The 13024-nt window shown below is 55.8% G+C and carries 6 protein-coding genes; 4 read left to right on the top strand and 2 right to left on the bottom strand.

The annotated features are described in order from the left end of the window. Positions 1 to 17 precede the first annotated feature (17 nt). Both HY010_18220 and HY010_18215 read left to right on the top strand, forming a co-directional pair. Complete coding sequence (locus HY010_18220; GenBank protein ID MBI3477673.1) at positions 18 to 3449, top strand: VCBS repeat-containing protein; 3432 nt, start codon at positions 18 to 20, stop codon at positions 3447 to 3449. A 130-nt stretch (positions 3450 to 3579) separates the two neighbouring features. Continuing rightward, a complete protein-coding gene (locus HY010_18215) occupies positions 3580 to 5367 on the top strand; it encodes a CRTAC1 family protein (GenBank protein MBI3477672.1) in 1788 nt (595 codons plus the stop codon). A gap of 94 nt (positions 5368 to 5461) precedes the next feature. Here the strand turns inward: HY010_18215 and HY010_18210 are convergent, their stop codons facing one another. Next, positions 5462 to 6418 carry a polysaccharide deacetylase family protein gene (locus HY010_18210; protein ID MBI3477671.1) on the bottom strand — a complete coding sequence of 319 codons (957 nt, stop codon included), beginning with the start codon at positions 6416 to 6418 and terminating at the stop codon, positions 5462 to 5464. Positions 6419 to 6620: 202 nt separating this feature from the next. Here HY010_18210 and HY010_18205 point away from each other — a divergent pair, with 202 nt between their 5' ends. Then, on the top strand, positions 6621 to 8009 hold the full coding sequence (locus HY010_18205; protein MBI3477670.1) for an APC family permease: 1389 nt from the start codon (positions 6621 to 6623) through the stop codon (positions 8007 to 8009). 103 nt (positions 8010 to 8112) lie between these two features. On the opposite strand, the gene HY010_18200 is transcribed toward HY010_18205, so the two are convergent. Then, complete coding sequence (locus tag HY010_18200; protein ID MBI3477669.1) at positions 8113 to 10797, bottom strand: beta galactosidase jelly roll domain-containing protein; 2685 nt, start codon at positions 10795 to 10797, stop codon at positions 8113 to 8115. A gap of 198 nt (positions 10798 to 10995) precedes the next feature. Between HY010_18200 and HY010_18195 the strand changes: the two genes are divergently transcribed. Further along, positions 10996 to 12978, top strand: a complete 1983-nt coding sequence (locus HY010_18195) for a peptidylprolyl isomerase (GenBank protein ID MBI3477668.1) — start codon at positions 10996 to 10998, stop codon at positions 12976 to 12978. Positions 12979 to 13024: the final 46 nt, after the last annotated feature.

Here is a 13024-nt window from a genome sequence, read left to right as displayed (position 1 = left end):
ATCACTCGTAACCCAAGATGATCAAGAAATTCAGCATCGCCCTCACTGCTGTCCTCGCCGCGTCCCTTCTCCTGCTCATGATCGGCGCCGCTGCTCCGGCCGATTCTCACGAGGCTGCTCGCTTGAACAACATTGGCGTTGCCTACATGAACCAGCAGTTGTTCGAAAAGGGGTTGAAGGCATTCGAGGCGGCGGCAGCAAAAGATCCAAATCTGAGAGTCACGGCACTGAACCGCGGAGTGGCGCTCCTGAACTTGCAGCGCGTTGACGAAGCGAAAACACTGCTCCTGAAGGCCTCGCAGGACGATCCGCAAGACGCGCATCCCTGGTACAACCTCGGCCTCTTCTACAAAAACTCCGACAGCCCGCAAGCCGCGGTCGAAGCCTTTCGCCGCGTCACCGAGATCGATCCCTACGACGCCGACTCCTGGTATTTTCTCGGCTCGACTTATGCGCAGGTGAAACAATATCCAGAAGCCATTGAGTCTTTCCAGCACGCACTGAAGGTCGATCCGCTACATGCCTCCGCGCAGTTCGGACTGTCTCGTTCCTACCAGCAATCCGGACAAGCCGAACAGGCCCGCGAAGGCCTGAAGAAATTTCAATACATCACGCAGAACAAATTAGGCACTCCGATCAGCCTCGCGTATGGCGAGCAGGGGAAGTATTCGCGGGCAGAAGAGTCTCCGGTGGTGGTTGAAAAAGTGCTGGCGCAGATTCCGGTGAAGTTCGTGGATGTGACGGAGATCGCGGGGCTTCCGTCAAAGGTGGAAGCAAAGAGCGCCGACGGCGGTGCGTGCTTTCTCGACTACGACAATGACGGTCACATAGATCTTTTCCTTGCGCGCTCAGGATCAGGTGGTGGACCTGCGCTTTTTCATAATCTCGGAAACGGAAAGTACGAAAACGTCTCTGGAAAATTAGGTCTGGATCGAAGTCTTCGTCTCACTGCCTGCACCGCCGGAGATTACGACAATGATGGCTTTTCGGATCTCGCCCTCGCAACCCCCGAGGGTGTGGTCCTGCTTCACAACGACAAAGGCGACAAGTTGACGGACGCGACGCAGGCTGCGGGAATTCTCAGTGAAAGAACGGCAGGAAGCAGCGCAGTGTTGTGGCGTGGCGTGAGCTTCGTGGACTACGATCACGATGGAGACATCGATTTGCTAGGTATCCGGCAAGCGGTTCTTCCCGTCGTAGGCGACGAACCTCACGCATCTTCATTTCCAGCAAGAATGTGGCGCAACAATGGCAACGGTACTTTCACGGATGCAACGGAAAGTTTGGGACTGATTCAGGCCAATGCAATTAGTGGAGTGGGAACGGACTACAACAATGACCGCGCCGTCGACATCGCGGTAGCAGGTTCGGAGCAGGCGCCGACTATTTTCGAGAATCCCCGTGAAGGCAAGTTTCCGGTCCGCCAGCCCTGGTCGTCGCCCATGCCGGGTTCCACGATCGGTCTCGCGGTACTCGATTCCAACCACGACGGATGGATGAACATCGCGTTCACTCACGACAGTGCACCGGGCATCAGCCTCTGGGAAAACAAACTGGGGAAGAAGTTTGATCGTGTACAACTTCCCAATGTGGGATGGGTTCGCGCCTACGGCGTGGCTGCCATCGACTACGACAACGACGGCTGGGTCGACCTGGTAGCTGTCGGCGAAACGAAAGATGGCCGCGGCGAAGTCCGCCTATTCCGCAACCTCGGCCCCGACGGATGGAAAGATGTTACCGCCGACGTCGGCCTCGACAGGATTCAACTGCAAGAGCCGCGCGCTATTATTGCCGGTGACTACGACAACGATGGTGCAGTCGATCTCCTGATCACGCAGAATCATGGTCCCGCCGTCCTCCTCCGCAACGAGGGCGGGAACAAGAACAACTCTCTCCGACTGGCACTCAAGGGCCTCAATGACAACAAGACCGCCATCGGAACGAAGGTGGAAGTATTCTCGGCTGGCTTGCGACAGAAATTCGAAGTGTACGGATCGTCTGGATACCTCGGACAGAATTCGCCCTATCTGACCATCGGCCTCGGACAGGCCAAAGAAGCGGATGTCGTCCGCATGACGTGGCCAACGGGCGTTTTGCAGGATGAAATCGAAATCGCCGCCAACAAAGTTCAGAATTTTCTCGAGATCGATCGTCGCGGCAGTTCGTGTCCCACCCTCTTTGTATGGGACGGCACGCACTACCAACTTGTCGGCGACATGCTCGGTGCGGGCGTAGTCGGTCACTGGGTTGGACCGAATGAACGCAACATTGCCCGACCGACGGAGTACATCAAGCTCGACCGGAACACTGTCCGCGAAAGAGATGGCAAGCTGAGTTTCCGGTTCATGGAGCCGCTGGAAGAATCCGTGTATCTCGATCGAGTGCAATTGATTGCTGTCGATCATCCGGCTGGTGTGGATGTTTATCCCAACGAATATTTCGCGAGCAATCCTCCGTACCCACCGTTCAAGGTTGTGTTCAGCAGCGAGCAGGATGCGCGTCCGCCCGCCGGAGCATGGGACGAGCATCATCACAACGTTCTCCCTGACCTGCTCGCGCACCGCTATTTCGGCGATTTCAAAGTGCTGTCGTTTTCAGGTTTCACCGAGCCCCACTCTCTGGAGCTTGATCTCGGCGAGACCTATCGAGGCGGCCCGCTATGGTTGCTGATGCACGGCGAGATTGAATACTTTACCGCGACCAGCATGTACGCCGCCGACCAGGCGCACCTGCAACCCTTCGCGCCGTATGTTGAGGCGCAGAATTCAGATGGGAAATGGGTTCGCGTAATGGATGATCTGGGATTCCCCGCAGGCGGACCGCGCACGATGACCGCTGATCTAAGTGGGAAGTTGCCAGTCGGTACGCGGCGTATCCGTCTGACCACGAATCTGCAGATTTATTGGAACAGCATCCTCATCAGCCATACGAATCAGAACCAGAGCGCTCGGCTCACTCCAGTGCCGCTCTCGCGTGCCGATCTCAGCTTCCACGGATTCCCGCTCAAGATTGAGAACCAGCCGCCGGGCAATGTGGAATACATCTACGAGAAAGTCAGCGCGACCGGGCCCTACACGCGTCCGGCTGGAGCGTACACACGCTATGGCGATGTGCGTCCCTTGCTCAATGTCAGTGACGACAAGTTTGCGGTGTTTGGATCCGGCGACGAAGTGGCACTCGATTTCGATCCGGCCACGTTGCCGACACTTCCGACCGGCTGGGTGCGCGACTATTTCTTCGCGGCGCATGGCTACGAGAAGGATATGGATTTTTACGCGTATCGCGGCGAATCGGTCGAACCGCTGCCATTCGGTGCGATGGGAACGTATCCGTATAAAGGGAAGTCATTCCCCGGTGACGCCGAGCACTTGAACTATCTGCTGGAATACAACACGCGCTTCATGTCCGGGAATGAGGCTGGCGGATATTCGTTCCAGTATCCGCAGTAGGCACCATTTTTGAGGAACTGTCATCCCGAGCGGAGCGAGGGATCTGCATTTCGCAGCTAACTACAGATCCCTCGCTCCGCTCGGGATGACAGTTCCTATAAAGCGTTCACTGGGACTACAATCACCGTGCATGCGGGCCGGACAGATTTACATTTTGTCGATCGTCTTGACCAGCCTGCTTTGGGCCCAGACCGAACCAAACGGCGCGATGGGACTTTCAGCAAAAGTCCCACCGACACGCGGTGAAAAACCCAACGCACTGTCGAAGCCAAACTCTCTCGTCCCGACCTTTCGCGACATCGCCCTACAGGCAGGTCTGACCACCTCCCACATTGCCTCTCCTGAAAAACTCTACGTGATCGAGTCCATGAGTGGCGGCATCGGACTCTTCGATTGCGACAACGATGGCAAACTCGACATCGTCATGGTGAACGGATCGTCCGTCGATCGTTACCGGCAAGGTGGCGATGCCCTGATCACGCTTTGGCATCAGGATGCGAATCTAAGATTCACTGACATCACGCTGAAGGCTGGGCTCACACGAAAAGGATGGGGTATGGGTGTCGCCGCGGCCGACTTCGACAACGATGGCAATCTCGATCTCTTCGTAACCGCCTATAACGGGAATGCGCTCTACCGCAACAAAGGCAACTGTACCTTTGAGGATGTGACTGACAAGGCGGGCGTGCGCGGCGGTAGGTTCTCCACTGGTGCGGCATGGGCAGACTACGACCGCGATGGTTATGTCGATCTGTTCGTGTCACGCTATGTCCAAGTCGACATGAACAGCCTTCCGGTGCCGGGATCGACCAAATTTTGTCACTTTAAAGGTGTACCCGTGCAATGTGGGCCATGGGGCATGGAAGGGGAGACCGATCTGCTCTATCACAATCGCGGCGACGGGACGTTTGACGAAGTCTCGAAGAAGGCAGGAGTGGACGATCCCGACAAATACTACGGTCTGACCGCGGCTTGGAGTGACTACGACAACGATGGTTGGCCCGATCTATTTGTCGCCGACGATACAACGCCCAATCATCTTTACCACAACAACCACGACGGTACATTTACCGACGATGCGATGGTGGGCGGCATCGCGATGAACGGCGAAGGGCAAGCGCTTGGTTCGATGGGAGCGAGTTGGGGCGACTACGATCACAGTGGTCGACTCTCGATGCTTGTCACCGAATTTGCCGATCAGCCGAACACGTTGTATCGCAATCAGGGTCCGCGCGGATTTGAAGACGTTGCGATGCAATCCCGTCTTGGTCAGGCGAGTCTTCCGCTGGTTGGTTGGGGAACAGCGTTCTTCGACATGGATAACGACGGCTGGCTCGATCTGTTCGTCGTGAATGGACACGTGTATCCGCAGATGGATGGAGTGAAGGGAAGTGCTGCCTACGCGCAGCCCATGTTGCTGCATCGCAATCTGCGCAATGGAACGTTCGAGGAAGTCACGAAGGCTTCTGGCCTGGCTGACATGCCCCTGAAGTCCCGGCGGGGCGCGGCGTTTGGAGACATCGCCAATAACGGCAACATGGACGTCGTCGTACTGAATGTCGGAGAGGCGCCGTCTCTCTTTTTCAACACCAACCAGATCTCAAACCATCGCGTGCTGTTTCGTCTGATTGGAAGCAAGAGCAATCGCGCAGCCATCGGCGCACGAGTGACCATTCATGCGGGGGCGATGACGCAGTTCGACGAAGTCCGCAGTGGCGGCAGTTACTTGTCACAAAGCGATCTGCGGTTGCACTTTGGATTGGGATCCGCTGCCAGGATCGATCTCGTAGAAGTACGCTGGCCGACCGGAAAAGTTGAAAGTTTCAAGGACGTTGCCGGGGACAAGATCTACACCATCGTGGAAGGGAAGGGAATCAACGATGGTGCGGCCTTCAGCGATATAGGGTTTCCCAAGTAACCGGAAATTCTCAACCACGGGGAGCACGGAGGTCACAGGGGAAACCGAGTCTTCTCTGTGATCCCCGTGTCCTCCGTGGTTCAAGTCTTTGAATTTACTTCCCGTAATTCGCGGGCAAAGCCTTCGCGAGGTCCTTCCATCCCACCATCACAAAATTCTGGTCCTTAAGGAACTTCTGAAACTCTGCGCTCTTCACCATATCGACATCGTGCTGTCGCCAGGCTGCTCCCCAATCGGGATGATCGAAAGTTGCGCCGCGCATTTCTTCATCGTCGTAAGCGAGGTGGACAATGACTTCGTACACGCCAGCGGGCAGTGGCGCGAGTTGCTTCTCGTACCATGCGGTCCAATCCTTCGCGTCGATGCCCGGATTGATCTCAATCACTTTCTGCACCAGCATCTCTTCCTTCGGTGCGGACACTCCGTGCGGGCCGTGATCGCCGTCCCATGCTTCCAGAATAGGAAGGGCGTAGGTGTATCCCATCTTCTGGTAGACGCGGAATAAGTCGGTGGTCGTAAACAGGGCGCCCATGTGGGAATCCAGATGGGTCAGGTGGATCTCTGCTGCTTTTGCGCGATCGATCTGCGCATGCAGTTCTGTCTCAACCTCCGCCACGTTTGCATTCTTCGCAACGGCATCGGTTTCGAGCGGCAGGTTGCCGTCAGGTGAAAGAAGACTAGGGACTTTGTCGGTCGAACTTACGGGGCCCCAGCGCAGCGTGGTCCACTCGCTGTTGAGTGCTTGGTGAATTCCAAGATCGGCGTCGGGATGATCTTTCGCCCAACGCGCAACCTCAGGAAACCACGGACACGGAACGAGAATGCTGGAGGAAGTGATCCAATGCTTTTCCAGAGCCTCGAAAGTCGCTCGGTTCACAGAGTGGTTCATGCCCAGATCGTCGGCATGAATGATCAGCAAACGCGCAGATGCGGGATAGCCCAGCCGCTCTTGAACTGTTATTGCCGGCGTCTGTGCCATCACAGTAATTGTCAGACAGAGGATGAGGATGAAGAGAAGGCAGTAAAGATTTGCTGGGTGACGATGAGTCATAAAGGTTTATCCGTGATGCGGGAATTCTCGCCTACTACCTCTACTCTAGTAAAGAATCGTTTTAATATATTTTTTTAGAGTTGACAGATGACGGCATCCATATAAGAATCCAGAAGAAATTTTTCGGGTGCGAGCCCGGAGATCCCTTCCCCAAACCCCGTTATCCTGTTGGATAATGGGGTTTTAATTTTAAGGTGAATTGATGACTTCTTCCGCAAGCACAGGTTCTGGCACAACGATCGACGCCCCACGCCTCAAACGAACTCTTACGCTCTGGGACCTGATTCTTTACGGCATTATCGTGATTCAGCCGACCGCGCCCATGCCGGCCTATGGAGTTTTCAGCAACGCCGGGCAAGGGCATGTCGTCACCTCGATTCTGATCGCGATGATTGCGATGGTCTTCACGGCCATGAGCTATGGCCGCATGGCGCGAGTCTATCCGAGTGCCGGGTCCGCCTATACCTATGTGGGCCGCGCTTTGCACCCTTCGCTTGGCTATGTGACCGGATGGAGCATGACGATGGATTACATCCTTAATCCGTTGATCTGCACGATCTGGTGTTCGAAAGCCATGGCTGATCTGTTGACGGGAACTCGCTATCAGCTTCCTTATCCTGGCCTGCTCTGGCCGATCATTTTTGCGGTGTTGTTCACAGTACTGAATCTGCGCGGCGTGAAGACCTCGGCCCGGATCAATCAAACGCTGTGCGCCATCATGGGCGCGGTGATTATTGCGTTCTTCTGGTACACGATTCGCTACATCTTCCACCTGCCCCAGTATCCGGAGTCGTATTTCTTGCGCCCGTTCTTTAACCCCGAGACCTTCACGGTGGGCCGGGTGTTTCACGGAACCTCGGTCGCGGTACTCACCTACATTGGGTTCGACGGCATCTCGACGTTGTCGGAAGAAGTCGAAAATCCCAAGCGGAATATCTTCCTGGCCACGGTGCTGGTCTGCGTGATTACTGGGTTTCTGGCTTCGGCAGAGGTATACGGCGCGCAGCTACTCAGCAAGCAGTACATTTTTGGGGATGCCGAAGTGGAGAACGCATTCAGCCACGTGTCCGCGATTGCCGGGGGCCCTTTGCTGACGAAAGCGATCAGCCTCACGTTGCTCATTGCCACCATCGGATCCGGCATGGGAGCGCAACTGGGAGCGGCTCGCTTGCTGTATGGCATGGGACGCAGTGATGCGATCCCAAGGAAGTTCTTTGGCGCCATCCACCCGAAAACTCGCATTCCTGCGAACAATGTGATCTTCGTCGGCGTGATTGCGCTCATTGGCGCTTTTATCGTGAGCTACGACAATGGCGCGCAACTGCTTAATTTTGGCGCACTGATTGCATTCATGGGCGTCAATTTAGCAGCGCTTACCCACTACTATGTTCGGGGCGCGGATCGTACGCTCGGACAGTTGATCCCGCCGGTGCTGGGCTTCGTGATCTGCTTCTTTATCTGGATTCACCTGTCGAAACTGGCACTGATTGCCGGTTCAATCTGGATGATCGCCGGCATCGCGTACGGGGCGTGGAAAACGAAGGGCTTCCAGAGCAACTTGGTGAACTTCGACGTGCCCGCGGAAGAGTAATGCAGTAATGCAAGGTCAGAGGTGAGAGGTCAGATTGAAGAGGTCGTTCGAACTCGTAGGAGTTCACCTCTGCAATCCGACCTCAAACCTCTGACCTCAGTTCCTACTCCACGTTCCATCCCTGCACTTCAACCTCCGGCTTCGCGTTACCAAGATCGGCAATGCGATACGTCGCCGTGATCTCGCGCTTTTCGCCAGGGAGCAATGAGACGTAGTTGTCCTGCCAGACCGCCGGAAGGATTTCATCGCCGCCTTTGCCCTTGTTGACTTTCATCCGGACAAAGAAAGCAACACTTTTGCTGGGATTTTCAAGCGATACTCGCGTGATCGCTTCGTGCCCTTTGTTCTCGGTGCGGCTGGAAACATTCAGCTTCACCTTGGGCAACTGCGCGAGCGCCGTATAGTCGGCATAGGTTTCCGTCGGTGTGGTGTACCAGTTGGATTTGGTCCAATCGATGGTTTCGTTCTTGGTGGAGAGCCAGTAGAAGTTCGACCCGACCAATTTCCCGCTGGCGTCCATTACGCGCAGATCCACGAAATAGGCCGTGGACAGGCCGTCCACTTGCGGCAGTTCCAGGACCTTCGCCGTGCTGTCGGCGGGCGCGTCGAGAGTAATTTCTTTCGAAAACTTCTCGGTCGCATCCACGTTCAGGATACGGGCTGTGAGTTTCAGTCCCTTCGCATCTTCGTATTTGCTGCTGACCAGCCATACGGAGTGATCATCGTATCCGTAGACCGGATCGAACGGCTGCGTGGCTTTCTTAGCGCCGAAATATCCGCCGCCCGGCTGCAAATAATAGTCGTAGAGATGCCAGATCATCGAAGGCCAGGCATTGTTAAGCATCCACTGGATCACGCCGGTCGAAGTGTATTTATTGCGGCTATACGCCTCGAACATCGCGCGTACGCCCTCATAGGTCATGAGCTGCGAACGGTACGTGAACTGTTCGGCGCTCGTCGACTTGCCGTAGCGATTGTCCTGCGCGTCGATGAAGACCTGGATGGTCTTGAACGCACCACCGCCGGCGTGGAAATTCCAGTACTCGTCAATCGGCCAGATGTGGTCTTTCGGCACCATTTTCCGGATGCTTTCAATCGGCGGCACGGCTGGTCCCATGCTGGTTTCGGAATTGAAGCCGTAGGCACCGCCGCATCCGCCCGCGTTGCAGCCCTGTTCATTCAACGGGCGGTGTGGATCCGTTGCCCAGTAGGACGGCGCCACATACTCGTATGGACCTGACATCTTCACGCCGCTCGCGCCCGTGATGGTCGCCGGCTTCGCGGTGGCAGAGGACACAATCGGATTCGGCCAGAGCAAATCCTTTTCGATCTTCAAGTACATCTCTTCGACGTCGGGCGGCGGCGGATTGTCGCTGCCGTTCAACCACATCACCATGCTCGGATGACTCCGGAGCCGGTACATCTGGTCGCGCAAGGAAGCCTTGGCGATATCGAAATCTTCCGGCGCCCAATTTCCCCAATGCTCCCAGTGATCGCAGCAGCACCACCCAGCCATGACCAGAATGCCCATCCGGTCAGCCGTCTCGTAAAACAATTCCGGCTCGAGCTTGCCTTCCAGTCGGACCGTGTTCAGGCCCATATCCTGCACGTACTTGAACTCGTCGACCATGCGCGCGGGATCGGGACGAACCATCATGTCCGGAGTCCAGCCCGCCCCGCGAATCAGGATGTTCTTTCCGTTGACCTTGAACAGGAGCTTGAAGCGATTGGGCGCGTGCTCGGCAACTTCCGAAGTGATCTCGCGGATACCAAATTGACTGTGTCCGGAGTCCGAGACTTTGCCGTTTACCTCAAAGGATAAGTCGAGGTCATACAGATTCGGCGTCCCCATCTGGGTCGGCCACCACAAGCGCGGATTGGAAAAATTCAATTGTGAGAAGCTGCTGGGAGTGAAAACAACATCCTTGCTTTCACCAGCTGCCAGCTCCACATCCTGGCTGAATTCAACTTTCTCAATCTTGCCCTTGAGAGTTCCCTTGACCGGCTGATTGGAACCATTCTTGAGCAGCGCCGTGACGGTCAGGTGAGCGGCATTGTTGCCGGGAGAGTCCACCTTCGACACAACCGCCGGATAGCGCACTGCGACTGGTCCGCTGGCTTTCAGGTACACATCTCGCCATACGCCCATGTTCTTATCGGGAGGGGCCGGGTTCCAGTCGACAAACGTGATCGCCAGGCTGGTGTCCGTCGGAGCCCATATCTGGGTGGCAATGACGTTCTCGCCGGGCTTCACATCCGCCGTGACATTGAATTCGTAGGTGCGCCAAGCTCCCACGACTTGATTGGAGTTGGCGATCTGCTTACCGTTCAGCCAGATATTTCCACGATAGTTGATGCCTCGAAAATTCAGCCAGACGGTTTTGCCCGAAAAATCTTTGGGCAGGGTGAATTGCTTGCGATACCACCACGACACGGCGTACGGGCTGTCGGGAGGCATGGGTACATTCGAAAAATTAAAGCCGACTGGATACGACACGCCCGGATACTGCCGGAGGTTCATTCCGAAGAGTGGGTCGGGGAGCAGCCCATTCTTGACCTGGGCCGCGACCACGGTGGAAGGAACATTGGCTTTGATCCAATCCTTCGGCTGAAACGAAGGAGCAGCGATCGCCTCGCCCTTCTCCGAGACTTTGGCAGAGGATTGCAGTGCCCACCCGTCATTCAGGGAGAGCTTTTCATCAGCGGACTTGGAGGCTGGCTGCGCGTAACTCGTAGCACACAGCAAGATGGCGACAACAGCCGAAAGCAGGGGCCGGATCATGTTCATGGAATCCCTCGGAAAAGGCTAAATGTATGCGCCACCTATTCTGCCGGAACAGAGCGTTAGTTCCTAGTGATTTTATTAATACGTTTCAATAAAGAGATTTTGCCGAATTGCCGTGCTTCCGTCGATGTGGCATGAGGGACAGAGCCGCGCTGGTTTATAATCAAGAATTCCGGTTTTTGATCTGGAGCGACCTGAATCATGATTCGAACTCTTCAAAGCGCAGGGCCAACCCTGAAAATTATCCTGGGCGGGATGCTTCTCGTCATTTGTGCTGGCATGGTGATCACGCTCATTCCGGGCGGTGTAGCCTCCAGTTTCGGTATTGGAGCACCTCCCAAGGGCGTTGTCGCCACCATTGGCGATGAGGAAGTGACCTCGCTCGAAGTCCAGCGCGAAGCCCGGATGATGGTTCGGCAACAGTTTCCCAAGGGCGGCGAGCAGGCGGCCATGTTGCTGCCATTCTTTGCCGGCCAGGCTGCCGAGCAATTGATCAACGAGAAGGCCCTGGTTGCCGAAGCACACCGTATGGGACTGCGCGTCAGCGACGACGAATTGCGTGACGAACTAAAGAACGGCCCGCTCTCAACCATGCTGTTCCCTGATGGCAAGTTTGTCGGCCAGGCGGAATACGAAAACTTTGCGCAGCGCGCCGACTTGACGATCCCGCAATTCGAAAATCTCGAGAAGGAATACATCCTGATTCGCAAGTTGCGCGCTCTGATTTCCGGCAGCGCGTTCGTCGGTGATCCGGAGGTCCGCGCGGAATTCGATCGCCGCAATACCAAGATCAAATTCGACTACGCCGTTCTTACGCAGGCTGACATTCTGAAGGGCTTGCATCCGACGGATCAGGAACTGAAAGCTTTCTACGATCGCAACAAAGTCACCTACAACAATTCAATTCCGGAAAAGCGCCAGATCAGATACGCCATCATCACCGCCGTTAAGCCGGAAGACATGGCGGTGAATAACCAGGAATTGCAGGCGTATTACGACCAGCATCGGGATGAGTATCGCGTGCCCGAGCAGGCTAAAGTCACCCACATCCTCATCAAGACTCCTTTGCCCGGTGCGGACGGCAAGGTCGATGAGAAGGGCGTCGAAGCGGCTCGCAAGAAGGCCGATGATGTTTTGAAGCAGGTAAAAGCGGGTGGCGATTTCGCGAAATTGGCATCGCAATTTTCCGAGGACACGGTAAGCGCGAAGAACGGTGGAGAACTCGGCTGGATTGGTCGAGGCCGCACCGTTCCCGAGTTTGAAAAAGCCTCATTCTCGCTCGCCAAGGGACAGACCAGCGACCTGGTGAAGAGCAGCTACGGCTTCCACATTATCCACGTGCTCGACAAGCAGGAAGCACACGTCAAGACGCTCGCGGAAGTGAAGGACGAGATTGAAGGCAAGGTACGGGAAGCGAAATCCGCACATGCCAACGAAGTCGCAGCGAATTCGCTGTTGAGCCAGGCTCGTACGGACGGCCTGGAGAAGGCAGTCGCAGCCAAGGGTTCGCATCTCGTCACCACAGAGTTCTTCAGCCGACAGGATCGCCTCCCCGGGTTGGAAGCGACTCCAGAATTAATGGAGACGATTTTCAACGAGCGTGAAAAGGCCCCGGCAGACGCTGTCCAGGTTCCGCAGGGCGCGGTGATCTTCGAATTGGTAGCGACCAAGCCACCCGCGACACCCACGTTCGAAGAGGCGCATGCTCGCGTGGAAACGGAATTCAAGAACGAACGAGCGAGTTTCCTTTTGCAACAGAAGACGCAGGAACTCTCTGACCGCGCTAAGGCAGGTCACGATCTGAAAAAGGCCGCGAAAGAACTCGGGGCTGCGGTGAAGACCAGCGAACTGGTTGCGCCAGACGGACAGGTTCCGGATGTCGGTTCGCTGGCGGGTGCAGCAAGTTCCCTGTTCAGCCTGAAATCAGGCGAGATCAGTGGCCCCATCACTACGGGTGCGAATGGAGTGGTTGGGCAAATCGTCGACAAGAAGGCTCCCACTGACCAGGATTTTGCGGCGCAAAAAGATCAGATTCGGCAGACTCTGGTGGACGCTAAGCAGAACCAGATGTTCTCGCTCTTCGTTTCGAACATGCGTAAGGACATGGAAAAGTCCAAGAAGCTCAAAGTCAATCAGGAAGAAATCAAGAACCTGACCAAACGCGGCGCCGAAGAAGGATCATAGAAGCCAGTTGCCAGTTCTCAGTTCCCGGTTCTCAGCGAAAAATCGC

The organism is Acidobacteriota bacterium, from assembly GCA_016196065.1.
GTDB lineage: Bacteria > Acidobacteriota > Terriglobia > Terriglobales > Acidobacteriaceae > Acidiflorens.
The sequence above is the reverse complement of the archived record's forward strand: the minus strand, read 5'-3'. Positions and strand labels throughout refer to the sequence as shown.